Origin of the sequence: Teichococcus aestuarii, assembly GCF_003116135.1 — a bacterium.
GTDB lineage: Bacteria > Pseudomonadota > Alphaproteobacteria > Acetobacterales > Acetobacteraceae > Pseudoroseomonas > Pseudoroseomonas aestuarii.
The window spans coordinates 290,965-315,080 of the sequence record NZ_PDOA01000002.1; the positions used below are offsets into that span (position 1 = coordinate 290,965).

22 protein-coding genes are annotated in these 24,116 nt (G+C 73.9%); 4 read left to right on the forward strand and 18 right to left on the reverse strand.

The genetic code is table 11. The features are described 5' to 3' along the window. Nucleotides 1–79 precede the first annotated feature (79 nt). The 4 genes from CR165_RS04315 to CR165_RS04330 are packed head-to-tail and all read right to left on the reverse strand — an operon-like array spanning nucleotide 80 to nucleotide 4,513. Nucleotides 80–700 (reverse strand): sugar transferase, encoded by a 621-nt coding sequence (locus tag CR165_RS04315; protein WP_109515724.1) that lies wholly within the window; start codon nucleotides 698–700, stop codon nucleotides 80–82. Then, nucleotides 693–1,919 (reverse strand): O-antigen ligase family protein, encoded by a 1,227-nt coding sequence (locus CR165_RS25550; RefSeq protein ID WP_245906105.1) that lies wholly within the window; start codon nucleotides 1,917–1,919, stop codon nucleotides 693–695. The genes CR165_RS04315 and CR165_RS25550 overlap by 8 nt, the downstream gene beginning before the upstream one ends. Then, nucleotides 1,916–2,767, reverse strand: coding sequence for a hypothetical protein (locus CR165_RS04325; protein ID WP_109515726.1), 852 nt, complete (start codon nucleotides 2,765–2,767; stop codon nucleotides 1,916–1,918). Before CR165_RS04325 ends, CR165_RS25550 begins: the two co-directional genes overlap by 4 nt. Before the next feature lie 27 nt (nucleotides 2,768–2,794). Next, complete coding sequence (locus CR165_RS04330) at nucleotides 2,795–4,513, reverse strand: heparinase II/III family protein (protein ID WP_245906107.1); 1,719 nt, start codon at nucleotides 4,511–4,513, stop codon at nucleotides 2,795–2,797. A 116-nt stretch (nucleotides 4,514–4,629) separates the two neighbouring features. Here CR165_RS04330 and CR165_RS04335 point away from each other — a divergent pair, with 116 nt between their 5' ends. After that, entirely contained in the window at nucleotides 4,630–7,347 is a 2,718-nt protein-coding gene (locus CR165_RS04335; protein WP_245906108.1) for an SLBB domain-containing protein, read from the forward strand. Nucleotides 7,348–7,409: 62 nt separating this feature from the next. Here CR165_RS04335 and CR165_RS04340 read toward each other — a convergent pair whose 3' ends face one another. Then, nucleotides 7,410–7,601, reverse strand: a complete 192-nt coding sequence (locus CR165_RS04340) for a hypothetical protein (RefSeq protein WP_109515728.1) — start codon at nucleotides 7,599–7,601, stop codon at nucleotides 7,410–7,412. A 105-nt stretch (nucleotides 7,602–7,706) separates the two neighbouring features. On the opposite strand from CR165_RS04340, the gene CR165_RS04345 reads away from it, so the two are divergent. After that, nucleotides 7,707–8,156, forward strand: coding sequence for a GNAT family N-acetyltransferase (locus CR165_RS04345; RefSeq protein ID WP_109515729.1), 450 nt, complete (start codon nucleotides 7,707–7,709; stop codon nucleotides 8,154–8,156). Between the two features lie 18 nt (nucleotides 8,157–8,174). Here CR165_RS04345 and CR165_RS04350 read toward each other — a convergent pair whose 3' ends face one another. Then, a complete protein-coding gene (locus CR165_RS04350; RefSeq protein WP_109515730.1) occupies nucleotides 8,175–9,230 on the reverse strand; it encodes a metal-dependent hydrolase in 1,056 nt (351 codons plus the stop codon). Nucleotides 9,231–9,371: 141 nt separating this feature from the next. Here CR165_RS04350 and CR165_RS04355 point away from each other — a divergent pair, with 141 nt between their 5' ends. After that, nucleotides 9,372–10,130, forward strand: coding sequence for an HpcH/HpaI aldolase family protein (locus CR165_RS04355; RefSeq protein WP_109515731.1), 759 nt, complete (start codon nucleotides 9,372–9,374; stop codon nucleotides 10,128–10,130). A 55-nt stretch (nucleotides 10,131–10,185) separates the two neighbouring features. On the opposite strand, the gene kdgD is transcribed toward CR165_RS04355, so the two are convergent. Further along, a complete protein-coding gene (gene kdgD / locus CR165_RS04360) occupies nucleotides 10,186–11,121 on the reverse strand; it encodes a 5-dehydro-4-deoxyglucarate dehydratase (RefSeq protein ID WP_109515732.1) in 936 nt (311 codons plus the stop codon). A 67-nt stretch (nucleotides 11,122–11,188) separates the two neighbouring features. Further along, on the reverse strand, nucleotides 11,189–12,100 hold the full coding sequence (locus tag CR165_RS04365; RefSeq protein ID WP_109515733.1) for an ROK family protein: 912 nt from the start codon (nucleotides 12,098–12,100) through the stop codon (nucleotides 11,189–11,191). A 112-nt stretch (nucleotides 12,101–12,212) separates the two neighbouring features. Here CR165_RS04365 and hisA point away from each other — a divergent pair, with 112 nt between their 5' ends. Beyond that, entirely contained in the window at nucleotides 12,213–12,935 is a 723-nt protein-coding gene (hisA, locus tag CR165_RS04370) for a 1-(5-phosphoribosyl)-5-[(5-phosphoribosylamino)methylideneamino]imidazole-4-carboxamide isomerase (RefSeq protein WP_109515734.1), read from the forward strand. A 6-nt stretch (nucleotides 12,936–12,941) separates the two neighbouring features. Here hisA and CR165_RS04375 read toward each other — a convergent pair whose 3' ends face one another. From CR165_RS04375 to rpsA, 10 genes are all read right to left on the reverse strand, one after another. Continuing rightward, nucleotides 12,942–14,201: a DUF2254 domain-containing protein gene (locus CR165_RS04375; RefSeq protein WP_109515735.1), complete on the reverse strand. Its 1,260-nt coding sequence runs from the start codon at nucleotides 14,199–14,201 to the stop codon at nucleotides 12,942–12,944. Between the two features lie 88 nt (nucleotides 14,202–14,289). Further along, nucleotides 14,290–15,120 carry a tryptophan synthase subunit alpha gene (trpA, locus tag CR165_RS04380; protein ID WP_109515736.1) on the reverse strand — a complete coding sequence of 277 codons (831 nt, stop codon included), beginning with the start codon at nucleotides 15,118–15,120 and terminating at the stop codon, nucleotides 14,290–14,292. Next, entirely contained in the window at nucleotides 15,117–16,334 is a 1,218-nt protein-coding gene (trpB, locus tag CR165_RS04385) for a tryptophan synthase subunit beta (protein WP_181377998.1), read from the reverse strand. The genes trpA and trpB overlap by 4 nt, the downstream gene beginning before the upstream one ends. A gap of 147 nt (nucleotides 16,335–16,481) precedes the next feature. Further along, on the reverse strand, nucleotides 16,482–17,126 hold the full coding sequence (locus tag CR165_RS04390; protein ID WP_456316310.1) for a phosphoribosylanthranilate isomerase: 645 nt from the start codon (nucleotides 17,124–17,126) through the stop codon (nucleotides 16,482–16,484). Nucleotides 17,127–17,143: 17 nt separating this feature from the next. Further along, nucleotides 17,144–17,863: an orotidine-5'-phosphate decarboxylase gene (gene pyrF, locus CR165_RS04395; protein ID WP_109515738.1), complete on the reverse strand. Its 720-nt coding sequence runs from the start codon at nucleotides 17,861–17,863 to the stop codon at nucleotides 17,144–17,146. Nucleotides 17,864–17,865: 2 nt separating this feature from the next. After that, nucleotides 17,866–18,222 (reverse strand): lipopolysaccharide assembly protein LapA domain-containing protein, encoded by a 357-nt coding sequence (locus CR165_RS04400; protein ID WP_109515739.1) that lies wholly within the window; start codon nucleotides 18,220–18,222, stop codon nucleotides 17,866–17,868. Further along, nucleotides 18,219–18,548 (reverse strand): integration host factor subunit beta, encoded by a 330-nt coding sequence (ihfB, locus tag CR165_RS04405; RefSeq protein ID WP_109515740.1) that lies wholly within the window; start codon nucleotides 18,546–18,548, stop codon nucleotides 18,219–18,221. The genes CR165_RS04400 and ihfB overlap by 4 nt, the downstream gene beginning before the upstream one ends. 97 nt (nucleotides 18,549–18,645) lie before the next feature. After that, the gene (gene sppA / locus CR165_RS04410; RefSeq protein ID WP_109515741.1) at nucleotides 18,646–19,572 is read right to left on the reverse strand and encodes a signal peptide peptidase SppA; all 927 of its coding nucleotides are present in this window, start codon (nucleotides 19,570–19,572) and stop codon (nucleotides 18,646–18,648) included. Nucleotides 19,573–19,677: 105 nt separating this feature from the next. Continuing rightward, the gene (locus CR165_RS04415) at nucleotides 19,678–21,801 is read right to left on the reverse strand and encodes a catalase (RefSeq protein ID WP_109515742.1); all 2,124 of its coding nucleotides are present in this window, start codon (nucleotides 21,799–21,801) and stop codon (nucleotides 19,678–19,680) included. A 227-nt stretch (nucleotides 21,802–22,028) separates the two neighbouring features. Further along, nucleotides 22,029–23,738 carry a 30S ribosomal protein S1 gene (gene rpsA / locus CR165_RS04420; protein WP_109515743.1) on the reverse strand — a complete coding sequence of 570 codons (1,710 nt, stop codon included), beginning with the start codon at nucleotides 23,736–23,738 and terminating at the stop codon, nucleotides 22,029–22,031. Between the last annotated feature and the right edge of the window lie 378 nt (nucleotides 23,739–24,116).

Below are 24,116 nucleotides of genomic sequence, written 5' to 3' on the forward strand. Positions count from 1 at the left end.
CCGATCACTTTTTTGTGAACATGAGCGTAGCCAATCAAACTCCGGCTGTGGCTTCAAGCCCTAAATTCAACCTCAGGTTCTAAAATTCCGTGGATCTGCCAGCGGCCCTGTGGGTGGCCGGGCTGTCCAGCCGCGGCATGGTGGCGTGGCCGGGCGCGCTCACGCCGCGGCCGGAGAGCAGGATGCGCAGCGTGCCGAGGGCGGCGCGCAGGTCGGCCAGCGCCGTCACGCGCCCGGCGTAGCGGGCATCCAGCTCCAGCCGCTCGGGCCAGGGCAGGGCGTTGCGCCCGGCCGCCTGCGCCGCCCCCGCCAGCCCTGGGCGGACGCGCAGCCGCAGGCGCTGGCGCGGCGTGTAGCGGGGCAGGTAGGCCATGGGCAGCGGGCGCGGCCCCACCAGGCTCATCTCGCCGCGCAGCACGTTGACGAGCTGCGGCAGTTCGTCCAGCGCGCTGGCGCGCAGGCGGCGGCCGAAGGGGGTGAGGCGCTCCGCATCCTCGCCCGGGCCGTCGCGCATGCTGCGGAACTTCAGCAGGGTGAAGGGCCGGCCATCGCGCCCCGCCCGCTCCTGGCGGAACAGCACCGGGCGGCCGAGCGACAGCCGCACCGCCAGCGCCACCCCCAGCAGCAGCGGCGAGAGCAGCAGCAGCAGCGCCGCCGAGAGCAGCACATCCCCGAGTCGCTTGCCGAAACGTTCATACACGGCGGGCTCCCACTCCGATCGAAAGCGCCAGACCCAGGGCGAACCAGACCATCCGGTTGCCGAGGTCGGTCGAGACCATCGCCGCCAGCGCCACCGGCAGCACCAGCGCGGCGATGCGCGCCACGCGCGCCGGCGCCACCTGGCGGCAGCGCAGCAGCAGCAGCAGACCGCCGCCGCCGAAGGCCAGCAGCCACAGCAGCAGGCCGGGCACGCCGCCCTCTGCCCAGGCTTCCAGCAGGTGGTTGTGCGGGTAGAGGCCGCGCCGCTCGCCATGCCCGGCGGCGGGGGTGAAGCCGCCCGTGCCCAGGCCCCAGGGCAGCGTCTCGGCCCCCCAGGCCAGCGCGGCGCGCCACAGGGCGGGGCGGGCGGAGCCTTCCAGGTCGCCCTGGGTCAGCCGCTCCAGCGTGCGCAGGCCGGAGGCGGCGTCCTCGTCCAGCAGCAGCGTGGCCAGGGCGGCGGCGGCGCCGAGGGCGGCCAGCGCCACCCAGCCCAGGGCGCGGCGCGGCGCCCCGGCCGACCAGCAGCGCAGCGCCGGGACCAGCAGCACCGCCAGCACCAGCGCCGCCAGCGCCGTGCGCCCGCCCGGCAGCAGCGAGGCGGCCGCCAGCAGCGCCGTCAGCCCGCCCCAGAGCAGCCGCCCCGCCCAGCCGCGCGACTCGACCAGCCGCACGGCGGAAAGCCCGGCGGCGCAGGCGATGGCCAGCCCGGCGAGCTGGTACTGCACGCGCAGCATGTCCGGGCCGGCGGTGCCGGCCATGCCGCCCAGCACCACCTGCCCGGTGGCCAGCCCCACCGCCACCGACACCGCCACCAGCGGCCCGCTGGCCAGGGTGACGGCCACCGCCAGCCGCCGCGCCCCGGCATCAGCGCCCACCGCCAGCCCGGCCAGCAGCATCACCGGCGCCAGCAGCACCACCTCCGGCAGCTTGGCGGCCAGGATGGCGCGGCTGCCGCTCCAGCTTCCCGCCAGCACCAGCCACAGCCACAGCAGCGCCGCCCCCGCCAGCGGCGGCCCGAGCCCCGGATGCAGCCACCAGCGCCGCGTCAGCCCCAGCACCGCCAGCAGCGGCAGCAGCAGCGCGCCGGCCAGCAATGTCAGGTCCACCGGAAGGGCGGCGCCGAGCGGGGTGGATTTCAGCGCCCCCGCCAGATGCAGGATGGCGGCGGCGGCGCCCGCCAGGCTGCCCAGCGCCGCGCTGTCGATGCGCGGCGCGCTCACCGCCGCCGCCGCCCCTCCCGGGGCGGGCCGCGCAGCAGCACCAGGCAGGCGCCGAGGAAGGCGCAGGCGAGCGGCACCGCCACCGCCAGCATGGCCAGCAGCAGCGGCCGGTTGGGCAGCGAGGGCCGCAGCTCCACCGCCGGGCCGGAGACCAGACGCGCCGCCACCGCGCTGTCGGCGCCGATCACCAGCAGGGCACGCTGGTGCTGCGCCAGCAGCTCGAACAGGGGGGTGCGCAGGTAGATGTCGCGCTCCTGCGCCAGCCGGGCCTCCAGCGTGGCGACGCGGCGGCGCACCAGCGCCATCAGCTCCTCACGCACCCGCCGCTCGGCGAAGTCGTGCAGCCGCGCCAGCAGCTCCAGCGCCAGTTCGCGCCGCGCATGCGCCAGCTCCAGCGTCCAGGTGACGGAGGCGAGCGACTGGGTGACGGACAGGCTCCGTTCCAGCCAGCGCTGCGCGTCATCGGCGTCCGGCGGGCGGTCCAGCCCCAGCGCGGCGCGCAGCGGGGCGAGCGGGCCATCGGCGCGCGACTCGGCCAACGCCTCCGCCAGCGGCGTCTCGCGCAGCAGCATGGCGGTGGCCTCGGGGCTGCGCAGCGCCGCGAGGTAGATGGCGAAATTGCCGCCCGGCCGCGTGTCCAGCAGGTTGCCCGGCGCTAGGCTGTTGGCCGAGATCAGGGTGGAGACGGCGATGCCGGAGGTCTCGGCCGGCGCCACCACCGCCGCCGCCACATAGGCGCGCGGCCAGCCGAGGATCAGCGCGGCGCCCAGGCCCCAGCCCAGCAGCACCGCCAGCAGCAGCCAGCGCCAGAGGCGCCATACCCCTCTCAGAAGCTGGTCGAGCGGCATCGCGTCGGTGGCGGGCGGGCCACGGCCTCAGCCCAGCTCGATCTGCGTGGCCAGGCAGGTGATGGGCGCCAGGGCCCGCACGGCCAGCACCGGGCAGGGGCGCACCACGCCATAGGCGGGGCTCTCCCAGCCCTCTTCAAGGGTGATGTGCAGCGGCGCGTCGGCAGTCACCCGCAGCCGGTCCGGGCCTTCCACCCCGCCGGGGCGGAGCCGCCATGCGCCGGGCCCCAGCCGCCAGCGCAGCGTCAGCGCATGGAAGGGTCCGCTCACCGTGTCCAGCACCGTCCAGCTGCGCCCCTCGGCCCGGACCTGGCGGTGATGCCGGTTGCCCCGGCCGTCGCGCAGCGCCGCGCCGTCGGGCAGCGGGCGCAGGCGGGGCCAGCGGGCGAGCAGGAAGCGCGACAGGCGCGGCATCGGCTCCCGCCCGTCGAAGGTGATGGTGTTGTGCGCGGCGGCGGCGGGGAAGTAGTCCAGCCACCATTCCTGGCCGGCGGGGGGGTTGTAGGCGCCGGTGCCGGCATCGGTCAGCACCGGGCGGTCGCCGTCCCACAGCTCGAAATGCAGCATGTCGGCCTGGCCGGGGCGGAAGCGCAGCGGGCCGGTGCGCAGCAGGGCGCGCGCCCCCGCCACCGCCCAGCCGCGGCTGCCGGTGGCCACCCATTCGGCCGGGCGCAGCGCCGCCGGCAGCCCTTCCGGCAGGCCCAGCCAGCGGCAGCCCGGCTCCTCCGCGAAGCCGGCCGATTCGCCGGCGAACAGGCGCATCGCCCGCTCCACGCTGCCGCGCGCGTCGGCCACGCCGCCGGCCGAGAGATCGGCCAGGGCCGAGCCGTCCTGGTGGCCCAGCGCCGGCAGCGCGCCCTGGGCCGAGACCAGCCGCGCCAGCCAGCGCGCCGCCGCCGCCGCGCGGGCGGTGAAGGGCTCGGGCAGCGGCGGCGCGCCCTGGTGGCGGCGCAGCGCCTCCACCACCGAGAGCACGTCGAGCAGCAGCCGGTGATAGCCGGTGGAGAGCTGGGCGAAGCCGCCATCCGGCGCCACCAGCCGCGCCAGGGCGGCGGCCAGCTCCTGGCCGGCGCGGCGGGCCATGGCCGCGTCCCCCAGCAGCCAGCCGCAGGCCAGCAGCCCGGCGGGCTCGCTGATGCTGTGGTTGTTGTCCTGCGCCCGGGCATAGGCGCGGGTGGCCAGGATGCGGCGGGCATGCAGCGCCAGCAGGTCGCGCGCCGCCGGGCCGGGGCGGCGCAGCCCGGCCAGCATCAGCGCCAGGGCCAGATGCAGCACGCGCAGCGCCGCCTCCTGCCCGCAGGCCCAGTTCGGCCCGCGGAAGGGCGGGTTGGCGTCGGTCCAGGCGGCAAGGCGCGCCTCCAGCCGGGCGCGGTGGCCTTCCTCCGGCCACAGCCGCGCCGCCTGCACCAGCAGCGGCAGGCAGGCCAGGCGGTTCGCCTCCCAGACCGGGCGCACATCGCCCGGGTTGAACAGGTCCAGCGCCAGGGCCGGCATGTCGGCGGCGAAGGGGCCATGGCAGACGGCGCCGGGCAGCGACTCCAGCGCGGCCCGCAGCCTGGCCTGCGCCTCCGGCGCCAGCACGGGCGGCGGCGGCAGCGCGGCGAAGCCCAGCAGGCCCACCGGCGGCGGCGGCGCGTCGCGCAGCGCCTGCTGCGGCAGCCCGGCGGCCTGCCGCAGCCGGTGCAACCCATACTGCGCCAGGGCATGGGGCCCGAGGCGGCAGGCCACGTCCGCCAGCAGCCACATCCGCGACGGCTCAGGATTGCGCGCTTGGATCGCCATAAGGAAACTGATAATCCAGTCATCACTTTTTAGCGAGCATTTCGTGGCCCCGCCTGTTGCGGGAAAAAGGCCCCTTCCGCATGCCGCCTTCCGGTGCGCCGTCTCGTCCTCTCCGCTGGCCGGCCCGCCTGACCCGCCTGACGCTGGCGGGCCTGCTGCTGCTGCCCTCCCCCGCCCCGGCCCAGCCCGGCCCGCCCGGCGGCCAGGTGCCGAGCCCGCTGCTCTCGCCCCCCGCGCTGCCCTCCACCCTGCCCGGCGGCATGCCGCTGCCCAGCCTGCCGCCCGCCTTGCAGCAGGACATCCTGCAACGCATCCTGGAGGCCTCGGGCGGGCGCGCCCCGGCGCCTCTCCCCGCCACGCCGCCACTGGCGTCCCCATCGGCCGCCCACCCGCCGGCCGCCCCCCCGCCGCCCCCGGCGGCGTCCGCCGAGCCGCTCTCGAACGCCGAGGCCTTCTTCGCCGCGCGGCTCGAGCAGCCGCTGCGGCAGTTCGGCTACGACACCTTCCGCGAGCTGGCCTCGGTGCCGCCCGCACAGGCGGCGCTCGGCACCCTGCCGGATGACTACATCCTGGGGCGGGACGACGAGATCCTCGTCTCCATCCGCGGCCGCACCCGGCAGAACCACGCGCTGCGCATCAGCCGCGACGGCACGCTGCTGCTGCCGGACCTGCCGCCCTTCACCGCCGCCGGCCTCAGCCTCGGCGCGCTGCGCGCCGAGATCGAGCAGCGGGTGGCGCGGGAGCTGGGCGGCTCGGAGGCCTTCGTCTCGGCCGGGCAGCTGCGGCAGATCGGCGTCTTCGTGGCGGGGGAGGTGGTGCGGCCGGGGCTCTACAGCCTGCCCGCCATGGCCTCGGCGCTGGAGGCGCTGGCCCTGGCCGGCGGCGTGAGGAAGACCGGCACGCTGCGCGCCATCCGCGCCGAGGGGCCGCGCGGCAGCCGCGTCATCGACCTCTACGCCGTGCTGGGCAGCGAGCCCGGCGCGCCCGACCTGGCGCTGCGCGAGGGGGAGCGGCTGGTGGTGCCGCCGCTCGGCGCCGCCGTGGCCGTGGCCGGCGAGGTGACGCGGCCCGGCATCTACGAGCTGCCCGCCGGCGCCGCCGCCTTGCCGCTCGAATCGCTGCTGCGGCTGGCCGGGCAGGCGCTGCGCCCGGCCGGCAACCGCTTCCTCCTCCAGGGCACGGATGCGCAGGGCCGCCGCGTCTTCTCCGAGGTGGGCGCCAATGCCCGGCTGCGGCGCGGCGACGCGCTGCTGGTGCAGCCGGGCACCGATGTCGCGGCCGGGCAGGTGCGGCTCTCCGGCCATGTGGCCACGCCGCTGCTGCGCGCCGCCGGCAGCGGCGGGCTGCGCGGCCTGCTCTCGGACCCGCGGCTGGTGAAGCCCGACCCCTATGTGCGGATGGGCCTCGTCTGGCGGGTGGACCCGGCGACGCGGGTGCGCCGCTTCATTCCCTTCGACCTCGGCCGCGTGCTGCAGCGCCAGGCCGACATGCCGCTGCGCGAGGCGGACGAGGTGATCCTGCTCTCGCAGGCGGAGGTGCTGTGGCTGGCCAGCCCGCCGGTGCAGCGCGCCCTGCGCGGCGAGGCGGCCGCCACGGCGCCCGGCGCGCCGGACTGCCCCGCCCTGCTCGCCCTCGCCACCGCCGCCCGCGCCTCGCCCGCCCGCTTCGCCCATGCGCGGGGCGCGGGCTTCCCGGATTTCGGCGCGCCGCCCTGCCCGCAGGTGTTCCTCGACCACCCGGCGCTGCTGCCCTATCTGCTCGACCAGTCGGTGCTGATCGCCGGCGAGGCGCGGCTGCCCGGCCTCTACCCGGTCCTCGACGACACCGGGCTCGACCAGGTGCTGGGCGCCGCCGGCGGCGTGACGGACACGGTGGACCTCTCCGCCGTCGAGCTCTCGCGCGAGCCGCTGGAGCAGGCGGGCGCCATCCCGCTCAGCCGCGTGCTGCTCGACCTGCGCAGCGGCAACTTCACCGCCGTGCGGCTCTCGCCGCGCGACGCCATCCGCCTGCCGCGCGGCTTCGGCGACCGCGACAGCGGCCCCGTCACCCTGGCGGGCGAGTTCGTGCGGCCCGGCATCTACGACATCCGCCGCGGCGAGCGCCTCTCGGAGCTGATGACGCGGGCGGGCGGGCTCTCGCCGCAGGCCTACCCCTATGGCACCGTCTTCACGCGCGAGAGCGTGCGGCAGCGGCAGCAGGAGGGCTTCGCCCGCACCGCGCGCGAGCTGGAGCAGAGCCTGATCCAGGTGGCGGCGGGGCAGGCCATGGCCGGCAGCAAGGCCGGCGGCATGGATCTCGGCGGCGCCATCACGGCGGGGCGGGAGCTGGCCGGCGCGCTGCGCGAGGCGCGCGCCGCCGGGCGCATGGTGGTGGAGGCCAACCCCGTCATCCTCGCCGCGCGGCCGGAGCTGGACGTGCTGCTGGAGCCGGGCGACCTGATCATGGTGCCCAAGCGCCCGAACGAGGTGACGGTGGTGGGCGCCGTGCTGAACCCCGGCAGCCTGCAATTCTCCACCGGCTGGAAGGCGGCGGAATATGTGCGCGCCTCGGGCGGCACGCAGCGCTTCGCCGATGGCGGGCGCGCCTTCGTGGTGCTGCCGAACGGGCAGAGCGTGCCGGCCGGCCTCGGCGCCTGGCAGGCGGGCGGGCCGCCCATCCCGCCCGGCAGCCTTGTCGTCGTGCCGCAGGACCCCAGCCCCTACGAGACCTGGGGCTTCGTGCGCGACCTGACGCAGACGCTGGGGCAGATCTCCATCAGCGCCGCCGCCCTGGCGGTGATCTCCCGGCAGACGCGCTGAGGCGGCTCAGCCCCGGATGCTCAACCCGGGACGCTTAGCCCCGGACGCTCAACTCCGGACGCTCAGCCCCGGCTCCCGCCGGTGCCGCCGGTGGAGCCGGCGCCGGCCGGGCCGCCCTGCAGGCCCGGCTCGCCGGGGCGGTGGGCGGGCTTCTGGTCGCGCGGGTCGGGCCGCGCGCCGGGGCGGCCGGGCGTGTGGTTGCCGGGCCGCTCATGGGCGGGCAGCCGCATCGGGTCGGGCTTCTCCTCGGGCATGGCGGGGCTCCTCCTCCTGGGTTCCACCACAGCAACGCCGGCGGGGCGGGAAGGGCTGCGCGCCCCCCTTCCCCGGGGCGCCGCTTCGGGGCATGGCTGGGCGCCATGACCGAGACTCCCGACATCCTCCGCGCCGCCACGCCGGAGCAGCGCGACGCCTGCCTCGCCATCCGCGAGGCGGTGTTCGTGCAGGAACAGCAGGTCCCGCCCGAGATGGAGTGGGACGAGCACGACGCCACCGCCCTGCATTTCCTCGCCCTGCGGGAGGGCCGCCCGCTGGCCACGGCGCGGGTGGTGTTCAAGGAGGGCGGGCGCGTCGCCAAGATCGGCCGCGTGGCGGTGCGGGCCGAGGCGCGCGGCAGCGGCCTCGGCGCCGCGCTGATGCGGGCGGTGGAGGCCGACCCGGCGCTGCGCCGGGTGGAACGCTGCGTGCTGGAGGCGCAGCTCCACGCCATCCCCTTCTACGAGCGGCTCGGCTACGCCGCCTCGGGCGAGGTGTTCCTCGACGCCGGCATCCCGCACCGCTTCATGGCGAAGGCGATGCCGCCCCGCTGAGGGCGGCCGACGGGCGCCTCAGGGCTGCTCCGCCTGCTCCCGCCCGGTGGTGATGCCCCGCCACAGCGCGGAGAAGGAGCGCGCATCGGCGGCGGGGCGGCGGGCGAAGATGCGCGCCTCGCCCGGCCGCCCGGCGGCATCCACCGGCACGCTGATGCCCCAGAAGCCGAGCAGGCTCTCGCCCCGCGCGCCGTAGCGCGTGTCGGCGCCCTCCACCACGGCGGCGCCTTCCGCATCGCGCACCCGCCAGGCGACATGCCCCATGGCGAACCACTCCAGCAGCCGCCCCTCCCGCGTGGCGGCCACCGCGTCGATGCGCGGGTCGCGCTGGCGCGGCACCTCGGTCCAGGCGATCGGGCGCGGCGCCAGCATGCTGTGGAAGCCGATGCGGATGCTCTCCGGCGTCTCCGCCACCACCCGGCGGTACCAGGGCTGGAACAGCAGCGGGTAGGCGGTGACATCGGTGGCGGCGATGCCCTGCGCCGCGAGCTGGGCGCGCGCCGCCTCGCGCGTGCGGGCATCGAGGCTCCAGGCGTGCAGCGTGTAGGCGGCGACGAAGAACAGCGCGAGGGCCGAGGCCACCACGCCCCGCCCCGCCCGGCGCGACAGCCCCGCCACCAGCGCCGCCGCCAGCAGCGGCAGGCTGTAGACGGGGTCGATGATCGGCATGGCGTTGATGGCGAAGCGGTGGTCCGAGAAGGGCGCCAGCAGCTGCGTGCCATAGCTGGTGAACAGGTCGATCAGCGGGTGCGTCACCAGCACCAGCACGGAGAGCCAGATCCAGGCGCGCAGCCGGTCCGGGTCGGGCGGGGCGGCGCCGCGCCGGCGCGCCTCCCATTTCGCCAGGCCGAGGCCGATCAGCGGCCCCACCACCGGCCCGAAGAAGATGGAATGCGTCAGCCCCCGGTGGTGGCGCCAGGTGGCGAAGCCGTCCGACACCCAGCCCACCACCACGTCGAGGTCGGGCACCGTGCCCAGGGCGGCGCCCGCCAGCACCACGCGCCGGCCCAGGCCGCGCCGGAATCCGGCCGCCGCCACCGCCGCGCCGAAGAGAGCCTGAGTCACGCTGTCCATGCCGGTCCTGTCATTCCTGCCGCGATCACGCTGCCGAATGTGGTGCGCCAAAGCGCGCTGTGCAGTGCGGCGGTGCGTTGACGCCCCCTCGGCACAGGCATAGCGTTTCGTCTCCGGCGATTTGGAGGAAACGGAATTACAATGCCGAACAAGGTCAAGGATGCCTGGGCGCAGGGCCGCGCCGTGGTCAATGGCTGGCTGGCCATCCCGAATGGCTACAGCGCCGAGGTCATGGCGCAGGCCGGCTTCGACAGCCTGACCGTCGACATGCAGCACGGCGTGCAGGACTACCTCTCCGCCGTCAGCTGCTTCCAGGGCATGCAGCCGCACGGCGTGACGCCGATGGTGCGCGTGCCGTGGAACGAGCCGGGCATCATCGGCAAGGTGCTCGATGCCGGCGCCATGGGCGTCATCTGCCCGATGGTGAACACCGCCGAGCAGGCGCAGCAGCTCGTCTCCTCCTGCCGCTACCCGCCCGAGGGCACCCGCTCCTTCGGCCCGATCCGCGCCGGCATCTATGGCGAGGCCGGCAGCTACTTCGAGACCGCCAACCGCGACATCGCCGTCATCCCGATGATCGAGACCAAGCAGGCGCTCGACAACCTGGAGGCCATCCTCGACGTGCCGGGGATTGACGGCATCTATGTTGGCCCCTCCGACCTCGGCCTCTCGCTCGGCATGGCGCCGAAGCTGGACCGCGACGAGCCGGAGATCATGAAGATCTACGAGCGGCTGCTGAACGAGTGCGGCAAGCGCAACATCGCCGTCGGCCTGCACAACGCCACCGGCGCCTACGCCAAGAAGATGATCGGCATGGGCTTCAAGCTCACCACCATCCTCAACGACAGCGGGCTGATGCTGCAGGGCGCCAAGACGCAGATCGCGGCGGCGCGCGGCTGAACGGGAAAGGCCGGGGGAAGGAATTCCCCCGGCCTCCCATCTTCTTCCCGCCGGTTCAGGCGGCGGCGGCGAGCGGCTTCGGCAGCTTCGCGATCAGCGCCTTCAGCATGTCCATCTCCGCCGCGTCCAGGTCGGTCAGCGGCGCGCGCACCGGGCCGGCCGGGCGGCCCACCGCGGCGCAGCCCGCCTTCACGATGGAGACCGCATAGCCCTTCTTCCGGTTGCGGATGGCGATGTAGGGCAGCACGAAATCCCGCAGGCCCTGGTAGACCGTGGCCGCATCCTTCGCCCGCACCGCCTTGTAGAAGGCATTGGCGAAATCCGGCACGAAGTTGAAGATGGCCGAGGAATAGGTCGTCACGCCCATCTCCAGATAGGGCAGGGCGAAGGTCTCGGCGGTGGGCAGGCCGCCCACATAGGTCAGCCGGTCGCCCATTTTGGCGTAGATGCGCGTCATCAGCTCGATGTCGCCCACGCCGTCCTTGAAGCCGACGAGGTTGGGGCAGCGCTCGCAGAGCCGCGCCAGCGTGTCCTCGTTCAGGATGGCGTTGTCGCGGTTGTAGACGATGACGCCGAGCCGCGTGCTCTTGCACACCGCCTCGATATGCCCGGCAAGGCCCGCCTGCTCCGAGTTCACCAGGTAGTTCGGCAGCAGCAGCAGCCCGTCGGCCCCCGCCGCCTCGGCCGATTGCGCCAGCTCCTTCGCGATCGGCGTCGCCATGCCGGCCGCCGCGATCACCGGCACCTTGCCGCCCACCTCCTCCACCGCGTCCTTCACCACCACGGCGATCTCGGCGGGGGAGAGGTTGAAGAACTCGCCCGTGCCGCCGGCGGCGAACAGCCCGGCGGGGCCGTGGCCCAGCATCCAGCCCACATGCTCGCGATAGGGCGCGGCGTCGTAGCTGAAATCCGCCTTGAAGTGGGTGACGGGGAAGGACAGCAGGCCGCTGCCGATCTGCTGCGCCATCTCGGCGGGGGTCATGCGGGCCATGCGCGGCTCCTCCGGCTGTTTGTCAGGTCATCATACGTCCTATGCCTGCCCGCGCAACCATCCTTGTTCACCCCGGCCGGGGGAGGTCCCAGAGCCGGGCGGCGCCGAACACGCCGGAGGAATCGCCATGCCGCGCCGGCCGCAGCCGGCATTGCGCCACGTCGCCGAACACATGCGCCGCCATCAGCCGCGGCACCGTCTCGTAGAGGGTGGCGAGGTTGGAGAGGCCGCCGCCCAGCACCACCACATCGGGGTCGATCAGGTTGGTCACCGCCGCCAGGGCGCGGGCGAGGCGGCTGGCGTGCCGCTCCAGCGCGGCGCGCGCCGCCGCATCCCCGGCCGCAGCGGCGGCCTCGATGCCGCCGGCATCGCGCTGGCCCTCTCCCTTCCAGTCGACCGCCAGAGCGGGGCCGCAGAGCAGCGTCTCCAGGCAGCCGCGCTGGCCGCACCAGCAGGCGGGGCCGGGGTGCTCCCCGGGCGCCGCCCAGGGCAGGGGGGTATGGCCCCATTCGCCGGCCACCCGGTTCAGCCCCTCGATCAGCCGCCCCTCCACCACCAGCCCGCCGCCCACGCCGGTGCCCAGGATGACGGCGAACACCACCCCGAAGCCGGCGCCCGCGCCATCCGCCGCCTCGCTCAGCGCCAGGCAGTTGGCGTCGTTGGAGAGGCGCACCGGGCGGCCCAGCGCCGCCGCCAGGTCGCGGTCCAGCGGCCGGCCGTTCAGGCAGCGGGTGTTGGCGTTGCGCACCAGCCCGGTGGCCGGGCTGAGACTGCCGGGGATGCCGACACCGACGCTGGCGCCGCCCTCCTCGCCCAGCTCCGCCTCCGCCGCCGCCACCAGCCCGGCCAGCAGGCCGAGGATGCCGTCGTAATCCTGCGGCGTGGCGGCGCGTCGGCGCAGCCGCACCGCGCCCGCCGGGTCGAGCGCCACGATCTCTGTCTTGGTGCCGCCCAGGTCGATGCCGATACGGAATTTCATCGCCGCAGGATGCAGCCCCGGCACGCCGCGGCCAAGAGGCGGCGGCGCTGCTGGACCACCCGGCCGGGCCGGGCTATCCCCGCCGCTCCGCCAGCAGCCTCCGGACCGCGCCATGCCCTTCACGCTCTACCCCGCCATCGACCTCAAGGCCGGCCAGGTGGTGCGCCTGAAGCGCGGCGACATGGCGCAGGCCACCATCTACGGCGACCCCGCCACCCAGGCCGCCGCCTTCGACAAGGCCGGCTTCGGCTGGCTGCACGTGGTGGACCTCGACGGCGCCTTCGCCGGCCGCCCGGCCAATGCCGCGGCGGTGGACGCCATCCTGGCCGCCACCACCCGCCCCGTGCAGCTCGGCGGCGGCATCCGCGACATGGCGACGGTGGAGGCCTGGCTGAAGCGCGGCATCGCCCGGATCATCCTCGGCTCGGCGGCGGTGAAGGACCCGGATTTCGCCCGCGCCGCCTGCCGCGCCTTCCCCGGCCAGGTGGCCGTGGGCATCGACGCGAAGGACGGCATGGTGGCGACCGAGGGCTGGGCCGAGGTCAGCAGCGTCTCCGCCCTCGACCTCGCCCTGGCCTTCGAGGATGCCGGCGCCGCCGCCATCATCCACACCGACATCGAGCGGGACGGCATGCTGGGCGGCGTGAACGTGGAGGCCACGGCGGCGCTGGCGGCGCGGCTGTCCACGCCGGTCATCGCCTCGGGCGGCGTGGCGGGGGTGGAGGACATCCTGGCGCTGCGCGCCGCCGGCGGTGTGGCCGGCACCATCATCGGCCGCGCCCTCTACGATGGGCGGATCACGCCCGAGGCCGCCATCGCCGCCGCGCGGGGCTGAGGCCGCTCAGCCCGGAAGGGGGGCGGGCACCGCCTCCGCCAGCCGGCGCAGCGTCTCCCGCTCCGCCGGGAGCAGGAGGGCCTTGTCGGCCCGCGCCAGGGCCTCCCGCGCGTGCCGGGCGGCCATGGGGGCGAGGCGCCCATGGCCGGCGCCGGCCAGCATGGCCAGGGTGCGCTGCAGCCGCATCCCCACCTCCAGCACGCCCGCGCCGTCGCGCGCCAGCGGGCGGAAGAAATCGTCGAATATCTCCTCGGCCTGCAGGCCGGGCAGGTGCAGGTTGCGGTAGCGGCATTCCTCCGCGGGCGGGCGGTCCATCGCCACCGCCCATTCCGCCAGCAGCCGGCCGCCGGCATTGATGACGCTGATCGCCGTGCCGGGGTCGTTCACCGCCGGCGACAGGGCGCGCGAGCCGATCTCGGACAGCACGATCAGCCCGAAGCGCGGGTCCTGGTCGTAGGAGCGCTCCTCGGCCAGGGTGAAGGCGCCGCGCAGGCGCTCCGCCATCGCGTCGTCGAAGGGCCCGTCGAGCCACAGCAGCGGCCGGCCGGGATGCACATAGGCGCCGGGCCGCACCGCCACATGCGCCGCACCGCCCGCCTCCTCGGCCAGTTCGGAGAGCAGCCCGGTGTCGATGTACTGCACGTAGCCCCGCCCTTCCGGCTCCACGGCGCGGGCGGCGGGCGGCACCATGACCGGCGGCAGGCCGCCCAGATGCGGCAGGCGCGCCGCCTCGCGCAGCGCCTCGCGCGCCGCCGTCTCGATGCGGTGGGTGGTCTCCCCCACCCGGCCGAGGCGGGAGAGGTGCTCCATCCAGCGCACCAGCGTCACCACGATCCAGACGATCACCAGCACCGTCACGGCGAAGAGGATGACGCGCCCGCTCTCGCCATACAGCCCGGTGCTGAGCGCGACGATGCCCACCACCGCGTAGAGGAAGCTGCCGAGGAAGGTGGAGATGGCGTTCTGCGCCGTCCGGTCCTCGATCAGCAGGCGGGTGGCGCGCGGCGTGGCGTTGCTGGTGGCGGCCGAGAAGGCCGAGACCATGGTGGTGAGGGAGAAGGTCGTCACCGCCAGCATGCTGCTGGCCAGGATGCCGAGGATGTTGTCCACCGCCTCGGCGCCGATGGTGGCGGTGATCTCGTAGGGGATGAAGGGCGCCGCCACGGCGGAGAACAGCGCCGTCACCACCGCCAGCAGGGCGAAGAAGGCGGCGCGGAACCAGAGCTTCCGTGTCAGCCTGCGCAGCAGCCAGCGCCAGCGGCTCATGCCCGTCCCTCCTGCCATGCTGCCGCCAGGAACCCGGCGGAAGCGGAGGAGTTGCGCCGGGCCGGCCTGGCCCGGCGCGCTCCCATCCTCAGGCCGGGACGCGGGCGCCGCGCACGGCTTCCGACAGCTCGCGCACCTGGTCGAGCACCTTGCGCACCGTGTCGGGGCGGGCACGGCCCTTGTCGTCGAGCGACTTCGCCAGCGTGTCGATCAGCGCCGAGGCCACCACCGCGCCATCGGCGATCTGCACCGCCTCCGCCGCCTGCTGCGGCGTGCGGACGCCGAAGCCGATGGCGATGGGCAGGTCGGTGTGCCGCCGCACGCGCGGGATGGCCTCCGCCAGCACGTCGCGCGAGGCGCTGCGCGTGCCGGTGATGCCGGCGATGGCGACGTAGTAGATGAAGCCGCTGGTGCCGGCGAGCACCTTGGGCAGCCGCGCATCGTCCGTGGTGGGGGCGATGAGGCGGATCAGGTCCAGCCCCTCGGTGGCGGCGTGCGGGGCCAGCGCGTCCGCCTCCTCGGGCGGCATGTCCACCACGATCAGGCCATCGACGCCGGAGGCGCCGGCGTCGCGGCAGAAGCGCTCCTCCCCATAGGAGAGGATGGGGTTGAGGTAGCCCATCAGCACGATCGGCGTCTCGTCATCCTCGCGCCGGAAGTCCCGCACCATGGCGAGCGCGCCGGCCAGCGTGCCGCCGGCCTTCAGCGCCCGCTGGCCGGCCAGCTGCACGGTGGGGCCGTCGGCCATCGGGTCGGTGAAGGGGACGCCGAGCTCGATCAGGTCCGCCCCGGCGCCGGGCAGGCAGCGCAGCAGCGCCATGCTGGTGGCCGGGTCCGGGTCGTAGGCCTCGATGAAGGGCATCAGGGCGCCGCGCCCCTCCGCCTTGAGCTGCGCGAAGCGGGCGGCGATGCGGCTCACAGCGTCACTCCCATGTGCTTCGCCACGGTGAAGATATCCTTGTCGCCCCGGCCGGAGAGGTTGAGGACAATGATCTTATCCTTGTCCATCGTCGGCGCCAGCTTCATCACATGCGCCAGGCCATGGGCGGATTCGAGGGCGGGGATGATCCCCTCCAGCTTCGAGCAGAGCTGGAACGCCTCCAGCGCCTCGTCATCGGTGACGCTGACATAGGTGGCGCGGCCGATCTCGTGCAGCCAGGAATGCTCCGGCCCGATGCCGGGATAGTCCAGCCCCGCCGAGATCGAGTGCGCCTCGGTGATCTGGCCGTGATTGTCCTGCAGCAGGTAGGTCTTGTTGCCGTGCAGCACGCCCGGGCGCCCGCCGGCGATGGCCGCCGCGTGCTCGCCGCTCTCGAGGCCACGCCCCGCCGCCTCGACGCCGTAGATCGCCACGCCCTCATCGTCGAGGAAGGGGTGGAACAGCCCCATGGCGGAGGAGCCGCCGCCCACCGCGCAGACCAGCGCGTCCGGCAGCCGCCCTTCGGCGGCCAGGATCTGCTGGCGCGTCTCCTCGCCGATGACGCACTGGAAGTCCCGCACCATCTGCGGGAAGGGCGCGGGGCCGGCGACGGTGCCGATGCAGTAGTAGGTGTCCGCCACATTGGCCACCCAGTCCCGCAGCCCCTCGTTCATCGCGTCCTTCAGCGTGCCGGCGCCGGAGGTGACGGGCACCACCTCGGCCCCCAGCAGCTTCATGCGGAACACGTTGGGCTGCTGCCGCTCCACGTCGGTCGCGCCCATGTAGACGACGCATTTCAGCCCGAACAGCGCGCAGGCCGTGGCGGTGGCCACGCCGTGCTGCCCGGCACCCGTCTCGGCGATGATGCGCGGCTTGCCCATCCGCTTGGCCAGCATGATCTGGCCCAGCACGGCGTTGATCTTGTGCGCGCCGGTGTGGTTCAGCTCCTCGCGCTTGAAGTACACCTTCGCGCCGCCAAGGTGCTCGGTCAGCCGCTCGCACAGCCAGAGCGGGCTGGGCCGGCCCACATAGTCCTTCAGCAAGCGACGCCACTCCGCCATGAAGGCCGGGTCGTTGCGGGCCTCGTTATAGGCCTGCTCGACCTCCTGGATGACGGGCATCAGCGTCTCGGCGACATAACGGCCGCCGAACTGACCGAAGCGACCGCGCCCATCCGGGCCCTGACGCAGAGAATTTGGCAGAGGCTTGTTCACTCATCCCTCCAGGCCGCGCATCGTCACGCGTGCGCTGTCATATGGGGCCAGGGCGGACCGCGCCACCCTGGGGCCGGCTCATAGTTTTAAACGAAGCGACGGCCGGGGGAATGAATTCCCCCCGGGCCCCCTTCTTTTTTCTGGCCGTCAGGCGCCGTGGGCGGCGGCGACGAAGGCCGAGACCAGCACCGGGTCCTTCACGCCGCGCATCCGCTCCACGCCGGAGGAGACATCCACCGCCGGCGCGCCGGTGGCGCGGATGGCGGCGGCCACGTTCACCGGCGTCAGCCCGCCGGCCAGCATCCAGGGGCGCGGGATCTCCCGGCCGGCCAGCAGGGACCAGTCGAAGCTCACCGCGTTGCCGCCGGGCAGCTCGGCGCCGCGCGGCGGCTTGGCATCCAGCAGGAAGCGGTCCACCGCCGGCGCGTATTCGGCCAGCAGGGCGAGATCCTCCTCCCCGGCGATGCCGAGCGCCTTCATCACCGGCAGGCCGAAGCGCGCGCGGATGGCGGCGCAGCGCTCCGGGCTCTCCATGCCGTGCAGCTGCAGCAGGCCGAGCGGCGCCTCGGCCAGCACCGCCTCGATCAGCGCGTCCTCGGCATCGACCAGCAGGCCGACATTCACCGGGCGTCGCCCGGTGCCGCCGCGCGCCGCCAGCGCCGCCGCCTGCTCCGGCGGGACGGCGCGCGGTGAGGGCGGGTAGAAGACGAAGCCCACCCACTCCGCCCCGGCATGGCAGGCGGCGTCATAGGCCGCGGCGTCGTTGATGCCGCAGATCTTCACCTGGGGGATGGGGAGCAGGGCCGGCATCAGCGTGGCAGGCTGGCCGCGATGGCGGCCGCCGCCGCGCCCGGATCCGGCGCACCGGTGATGGGCCGGCCGACCACCAGCCAGTCCGCCCCCAGCGCCGCTGTCTCCTCCGGCGTGGCGATGCGCGCCTGGTCGCCCCCCGCGCTGCCGGCCGGGCGGATGCCCGGCACCACCAGCAGCGGCGCGTCGCCGAAGGCATCGCGCAGGCGGCTCACCTCCTGCGGGCTGCACACCAGCCCGTCGGCGCCGGCCTCCAGCGCCAGGCGCGCCAGCCGCAGCACCTGCTGCGCCGGGCCGCCGGAGACGCCCGTCTCGGCCAGCGCCGCGGCGGTGAAGCTGGTCAGCACCGTGACGGCCAGGATGGCCGGGCGCGCCTCGCCCAGCGCATCCTCGGCGGCGCGGCGCGCGGCCTCGATCATCGCCGCCCCGCCGCCGCCATGCAGCGTCAGCATCGCCGGCGCCGCGGCGCGGTCGGCGCAGACGGAGCGCACGGCGCCGGCCACGGTGTTCGGGATGTCGTGGAACTTCAGGTCGAGGAAGACGGGCCGGTGCCGGGCGATGCGCCCCACCACCCCCGGCCCGGCGGCGCAGAACAGCTCCAGCCCCACCTTCACCAGCCCGACATGCGGCGCCACCGCCTGGGCCCAGCCCTCGGCCCGCGCCGCGTCCGGCGTGTCCAGCGCGGCGATCAGGCCGGCCGCGTTCGGCTTCCGCAGCATCGTCAGCGGGCGGCCACGGCTGTCGAGGAGGCAGGCGCGGGCAGGGTGGCCTCGAGGCCGGGCACGGCGCCCTTGGCCTCCTGCTGGCCACGCAGCTCGGCCAGCTCGGCCTCCAGCAGCTGGGCGGCGCGCTGCATCCTGCGGGCGCGGCGGCGGTAGCGCAGCGCGCCGCCCCAGGCCACCAGCGCGCCGAGCAGGAAGAACAGCGCGGCGGCGCCCAGCATGGCGCCCGCCAGCGGCACCTCCCAGCGCAGGTCGAAGGGCCAGAGCTGCAGCGACACCGGGTCGGTGTTGGAGATGGTGAACAGGACCAGCAGCAGCAGCAGCAGCGCGGTCAGCAGGAAGCCGAGGATTTTCATGAAGGGGTCACCGTACCGCGGGGGCTGCGCTTCGGGGCCTGCAGGGGGCCGCCATTGACACGCTCCCGCAGCTCCTTGCCAGGCTTGAAATAGGGGACGGACTTGCCGGACACTTCAACCGCTTCCCCGGTGCGGGGGTTGCGGCCGGTGCGCGGGTCGCGCTGCTTGGCGGAGAAGGCGCCGAAGCCGCGCAGCTCGACGCGGTCGCCACGCGCCAGGGCGTTGGTGATCTCGTCGAAGATGGTGCCGACGATCAGCTCGACATCGGGCTGGCGCAGATGCGGGTTGGCCGCGGCCAATTGCGCGATCAGTTCGGATTTCGTCATGGCGCCCCTGTTTCCTGCCGCCGGGTTTCCTGCCGCCGGCCGCGGCCCCTGCCGGGCTGCGCGCCCGTTCCCCCGCCCCTGGCTGCGCCAGCGCCGGTCATCGCGGAAGCTGCCAAACGGCCCGGACGCCGTCAATCGCGCCCCATTCCGAGGCGATGCCCCGCACCAGCGCCCGCAGCGAGAAGCCGAGCGCCCGCTCGGCCGGGCCGCGCGGGTCGAGGTCGCGCACCGGCAGGCCGGCCGGCAGCTTCGCCTCGGCCTCCAGCCAGGCGCGCGCCTCGGGCTCGCCGCCGATGGAATCCACCAGCTTCAGCGCTAGCGCCTGCCGGCCGGTGTAGACGCGGCCATCGGCCAGGCGCGCCACCTCCTCCGCCGGCAGGGCGCGCCCCGCCGCCACCAGGGCCACGAACTGCGCGTGCATGTCCCGCAGCACCGCCTCCAGCGCGGCGCGGCCCTCGGGGCTGAGCGGGCGGAACGGGTTGGGCTCGCCCTTCAGCGGGCCGGAGGTGAGCATCTCGGCGCGGATGCCGAGGGTGCGCATCAGCTCGCCCACGTCGAAGGACTGCAGGATGACGCCGATCGAGCCGGTGAGGGTGGACTCGCGGGCGAAGACGCGCTGCGCCGGCATGGCGATCATGTAGCCGGCCGAGGCGGCGGTGCCGCGCATCACCGCCACCAGCGGCTTGCCGGAGTCGCGGAAGCGGAGCAGCGCGGCGTGCAGCCCCTCGCCCCCCGCCACCGTGCCGCCGGGGCTGTCGATCGACAGGATCATGCCGCGCACCGCCGGGTCCTTCGCCGCCCGGGCGATGGCCTCGGTCATCTTGCGGTCGTCGGTGATGGTGCCCTCGACCGAGAGGCGCAGCACATGGCCCCGCAGCCCGCCCACGCCGCCTTCCAGGCCGGGCGCGAAGGCGGCGAACAGCGCCGCCAGCACCGCCAGCACGGCGAGCACCCGCCACAGCGCCAGGCGGCGCTTCAGGCGGCGGCGGTCCACTAGCAGGTCGTGTTCGAGGGAGGCGCTCATGCTGCCGGCATCAATGCCGGGGCGCGGGGCGGCGGGTCAAGCATGGGAGCGACCGCCCGGGGCCGGGGCGGCGGATTTCCCGCCGCCCCGCACCTCCGGCCGGCCTCAGACGGCGTGCACCTGCGCCTCGCGCTCCCAGAAGCGGAGCTGGCGGCAGGCGGCGAGGAAGGCCTTGGCGTCCGCCGCCCCGCCGAGGGGGAGGAAGCCGGCATCCGGCTCGTCCAGCCCCGCCTTGCGGAACAGCGCCTGCGCCGCCGGGGCATGGCCGATGAACTTGGCGTGGGCGTAGGCGTCGTTGACGAAATCCTTCGCCGTCGCCTCCCGGGCCAGCAGCGCCGCGCCCGCCTCCGAGGGGATCACCGCCACCGCGTCGTAGAGCACGGAGGGGCCGCCATTGACCTTCTGCTTGGCCGGCACCGTCGTGCCGTCGCTCAGCGTGACGCCGCCGACGCGCGGCGCCACCAGTTCGACCAGCGCGCCCTCCGCCTCGGCGGCCGCCTGCAGCGCCTGGAGCAGCGCGGCGTCCGTGCCGTCCGTCACCAGCACGCCGAGCTTGCGGCCCTTGAAGTCCTTCGGGCCGTTGCGGAGGATGCTGAGCGCCGGGGAGGGCGGCAGGTCGGCCACCACCGGGCGGGCCGGCTCGGCGGCGGGCGGCATGTCGCCCAGGCCCAGCCCCTCGGCCACGCCCCATGCCAGCGCCTCGTCCACGTTGCGCAGGTGGGAGACCATGCGGGCGCGGATGGACAGCGTCTCCACCTTGCTCAGCTCGAAGACGAAGGCATCCTTGATGTGCGTCCGCTCGACCGGGGTCTGGCTGACGTAGAACTGCCGCGCCTGGCTGTAGTGGTCGGCGAACAGCTCGGGGCGGATGCGCAGCTTCGCGCCGCTCTCCTGCGCCGGATGGGTGCGGAAGCCGCGCTCGCGCGATTCACGCGGGCCGCCCGCGGCGCCGCCCCAGGAATTCGGCTCGTAGTTCACCCGGCCCTTCGGGTTGCGCATGGCCATGTGGCCATCCTGCTGGAAGTTCCGCACCGGCACCTTCGGCGCGTTGATCGGGATGTGGGTGAAGTTCGGCCCGCCCAGGCGCTTCAGCTGCGTGTCCAGGTAGGAGAAGTTGCGGCCCTGCAGCAGCGGGTCGTTGGTGAAGTCGATGCCGGGGACGATGTTCTGGGTGCAGAAGGCCACCTGCTCCGTCTCGGCGAAGAAATTGTCCACCATCCGGTCCAGCACCATCCGGCCGACGATGCGCACCGGCACCAGCTCCTCCGGGATGATCTTGGTGGCGTCCAGCACGTCGAAGGGGAATTTCTCGGCGAAATCCTCGTCGAACACCTGCAGGCCCAGCTCCCATTCCGGGAAGTCGCCGGACTGGATGGCGTCCCACAGGTCGCGGCGGTGGAAGTCGGGGTCGGCGCCGTTCAGCTTCACCGCCTCGTTCCACACCACGGATTGCAGGCCGAGCTTCGGCTTCCAGTGGAACTTCACGAAGCTGGCGCGGCCCTCGGCGTTGACCAGCCGGAAGGTGTGGACGCCGAACCCCTCCATGAAGCGCAGGCTGCGCGGGATGGTGCGGTCCGACATGATCCAGAGCGCCATGTGCATGGCCTCCGGGCTCAGCGAGATGAAGTCCCAGAAATTGTCGTGCGCCGTCTGCGCCTGCGGGAAGCCGCGGTCCGGCTCCTGCTTGGCGGCGTGGATCAGGTCCGGGAACTTGATGGCGTCCTGGATGAAGAAGACCGGGATGTTGTTGCCGACGAGGTCCCAGTTGCCCTCCTGCGTGTAGAACTTCACCGCGAAGCCGCGCACGTCCCGCGCCAGGTCCGGCGAGCCCTTGTTGCCGGCGACGGTGGAGAAGCGCAGGAACACCGGCGTCCTCTCGCCCTTGCGCTGGAACAGGTCGGCATGGGTCAGCTCGGCGAGCGATTCATAGGGCTCGAAGAAGCCATGCGCGCCGACGCCGCGGGCATGCACCACCCGCTCCGGGATCCGCTCATGGTCGAAGTGGAACATCTTCTCCCGGAAGTGGAAATCCTCCAGCAGCGCCGGGCCGCGCGGGCCGACGCGCAGCGTGTTCTGGTCGTCGGCGACGGGGATGCCTTGCTGGGTGGTCAGCACCGGCACCTCGCCGCCCGCGAGCTGGTGGGTCTCGCCGCCCGCCCCGCGATGGATCTCGGCATCGGCGATGGTGGCGGGTTGCAGCGCGTCGCCGCGCAGCGTGTCGTTGCTCATGGCAGGTCTCCCTTGGGCCTTGCCGCCGCCAGGGAACCCGCAGGAGGGAGCGGGCGCGGCAGCACTCGCGGGGGAGAACGCGGCCTAGCCCCAGTCGTTGAGGCGTGAGGCCAGCCATCGGTGCGGAAAAGTCGCCGGGCCCCGAAACGCGGACGCCCCGGGTGGAGGGTCCACCCGGGGCGCCGCGCAACCCGCCCGGCACGAGGCCGGGCGCGCTGGTCTGAGGATCAGTCCTCGGAGGCCATCTGGTTGCGGCGGCGGATGGCCGCGCCCAGGATGTCGCCCAGCGAGGCGCCGGAGTCGGCGGTGCCGTACTCCTTCATCGCCTCGCGCTCCTCCTCCACTTCCTTGCCCTTGATGGTCAGGGCCAGGCGGCGGGCGGCGCGGTCCACGGCAGTCACCTTCGCATCGACCTTCTCGCCGATGGCGAACTTGTCGGGGCGCTGGTCGCCACGGTCACGGGCCAGCTCGGCGCGGCGGATGAAGCCGGTCAGCACCTCGTCCACGCGGACCTCGATGCCGTTCTGCTCGACCTTCGTCACCACGCAGGTGACGACGTCGCCCTTGCGGACGCGGTCCAGCACCTCGGCGGCCGGGTCGGCCTGGAGCTGCTTGATGCCGAGCGAGATGCGCTCCTTCTCGACGTCAACGTCCAGCACCTTGGCCTTGACGATGTCGCCCTTCTTGTAGGCGGCCATCGCCTGCTCGCCCGGGATCTCCCAGGAGAGGTCGGACATGTGGACCATGCCGTCGATCTCGGGCGCCAGGCCCACGAACAGACCGAACTCGGTGATGTTGCGGATCTCGCCCTCGACCATCGAGCCGGGGCCATGGCTCTCCAGGAACAGCTCCCAGGGGTTGCCCTGGGCCTGCTTCAGGCCGAGCGAGATGCGGCGCTTCGGCTCGTCCACGTCCAGGATCATCACGTCGACTTCCTGCGAAGTGGCGACGATCTTGCCCGGGTGGACGTTCTTCTTGGTCCAGCTCATCTCGGAGACGTGGACCAGGCCCTCGACGCCCGGCTCCAGCTCCACGAAGGCGCCGTAGTCGGTGATGTTGGTCACGCGGCCCGAGAACTTGGCGCCCACCGGGTACTTGATGGACACGCCCTCCCACGGGTCGGACATCAGCTGCTTCATGCCGAGGCTGATACGCTGCGTCTCGGAGTTGAAGCGGATGACCTGCACGCGGACCTGCTGACCGATGGTCAGGGCCTCGGAGGGGTGGTTGATGCGGCGCCAGGCGATGTCGGTGACATGCAGCAGGCCGTCCACGCCGCCAAGGTCGACGAACGCACCGTAGTCGGTGATGTTCTTGACCACGCCGTCGAGGATCATGCCCTCCTTCAGGCCCTGGATCAGCTCCGAGCGCTGCTCGGCGCGCGTCTCTTCCAGAACAGCGCGGCGCGAGACCACGATGTTGCCGCGGGCGCGGTCCATCTTCAGGATCTGGAAGGGCTGCGGCGAGCCCATCAGGGGACCCACGTCGCGCACCGGGCGGATATCGACCTGGGAGCCGGGCAGGAAGGCCACGGCGCCGCCGAGGTCGACGGTGAAGCCACCCTTCACGCGGCCGAAGATGACGCCGTTGACGCGCTGCTGCGCGTTGAACGCCTTCTCCAGGTTGGTCCAGGCCTCCTCGCGGCGGGCCTTCTCGCGCGAGAGCACGATGGAGCCGTCACGGTCCTCGTAGCGCTCGACGAACAGCTCGATCACGTCGCCGGGCTGCACCTCGGCCCGCTGCCCCTGGGGGGCGAATTCCTTGAGGGGCACGCGCCCCTCGGACTTCAGCCCGACATCCACGACCGCGAAGTCATCGTCCACCCGGATCACCTTGCCGGTGACGACGGAGCCGGCGAAGCCGGTATCGGCGCCCAGGGTCTCGTCCAGCAGGGCGGCGAAGTCTTCGGTCATGGACGGGCTGTTGGCATTAGCCATGAAGCAGAGTGTTCCTGATCCGCCCCGGCGGCGCCGCGGGAGGATTCCTGCGCCCCCGCTCGCGCGGGCACGGCTTGACCGAGCGCCCGCTCCGGCAGGAGGGACGCCCTTCGGTCCAGATCATGACAGGCGGAGTGTCGGCCCGCCTTTTCCGGTCCGGGAAGGTGGGAAGCCCGAGGGCCGCCCGCCAGGGTCCGGACTTCCCGCCGCCCTGCGGCAGCGGGAATGGGGGACTCGCCTAGGCCAGTTGGGCCGCGAGCGTCAAGCGGATTCTGTCAAAGGCGCAACAATCCGGCGGGGGAGGATTTCAGGCGGCAGAATGAATTCTCCCGCCCGGCCTCCCTTCTTCTTCCTTTGGAAAGTTCTCGGCCGCGTCAG

What these genes read in the sequence shown, in the direction of transcription:
- hisA (WP_109515734.1), top strand. Translation starts at nt 12,213, where the DNA reads ATGCCCTTCACGCTCTACCCCGCCATCGACCTCAAGGCCGGCCAGGTG.
- ihfB (WP_109515740.1), bottom strand. Translation starts at nt 18,548, where the DNA reads ATGACGAAATCCGAACTGATCGCGCAATTGGCCGCGGCCAACCCGCAT.
- CR165_RS04400 (WP_109515739.1), bottom strand. Translation starts at nt 18,222, where the DNA reads ATGAAAATCCTCGGCTTCCTGCTGACCGCGCTGCTGCTGCTGCTGCTG.
- rpsA (WP_109515743.1), bottom strand. Translation starts at nt 23,738, where the DNA reads ATGGCTAATGCCAACAGCCCGTCCATGACCGAAGACTTCGCCGCCCTG.
- CR165_RS04340 (WP_109515728.1), bottom strand. Translation starts at nt 7,601, where the DNA reads ATGCCCGAGGAGAAGCCCGACCCGATGCGGCTGCCCGCCCATGAGCGG.
- CR165_RS04345 (WP_109515729.1), top strand. Translation starts at nt 7,707, where the DNA reads ATGACCGAGACTCCCGACATCCTCCGCGCCGCCACGCCGGAGCAGCGC.
- kdgD (WP_109515732.1), bottom strand. Translation starts at nt 11,121, where the DNA reads ATGGCCCGCATGACCCCCGCCGAGATGGCGCAGCAGATCGGCAGCGGC.
- CR165_RS04350 (WP_109515730.1), bottom strand. Translation starts at nt 9,230, where the DNA reads ATGGACAGCGTGACTCAGGCTCTCTTCGGCGCGGCGGTGGCGGCGGCC.
- CR165_RS04330 (WP_245906107.1), bottom strand. Translation starts at nt 4,513, where the DNA reads ATGTGGCTGCTGGCGGACGTGGCCTGCCGCCTCGGGCCCCATGCCCTG.
- CR165_RS04365 (WP_109515733.1), bottom strand. Translation starts at nt 12,100, where the DNA reads ATGAAATTCCGTATCGGCATCGACCTGGGCGGCACCAAGACAGAGATC.
- CR165_RS04335 (WP_245906108.1), top strand. Translation starts at nt 4,630, where the DNA reads ATGCCGCCTTCCGGTGCGCCGTCTCGTCCTCTCCGCTGGCCGGCCCGC.
- CR165_RS04325 (WP_109515726.1), bottom strand. Translation starts at nt 2,767, where the DNA reads ATGCCGCTCGACCAGCTTCTGAGAGGGGTATGGCGCCTCTGGCGCTGG.
- pyrF (WP_109515738.1), bottom strand. Translation starts at nt 17,863, where the DNA reads ATGCTGCGGAAGCCGAACGCGGCCGGCCTGATCGCCGCGCTGGACACG.
- sppA (WP_109515741.1), bottom strand. Translation starts at nt 19,572, where the DNA reads ATGAGCGCCTCCCTCGAACACGACCTGCTAGTGGACCGCCGCCGCCTG.
- CR165_RS04355 (WP_109515731.1), top strand. Translation starts at nt 9,372, where the DNA reads ATGCCGAACAAGGTCAAGGATGCCTGGGCGCAGGGCCGCGCCGTGGTC.
- CR165_RS04415 (WP_109515742.1), bottom strand. Translation starts at nt 21,801, where the DNA reads ATGAGCAACGACACGCTGCGCGGCGACGCGCTGCAACCCGCCACCATC.
- CR165_RS04375 (WP_109515735.1), bottom strand. Translation starts at nt 14,201, where the DNA reads ATGAGCCGCTGGCGCTGGCTGCTGCGCAGGCTGACACGGAAGCTCTGG.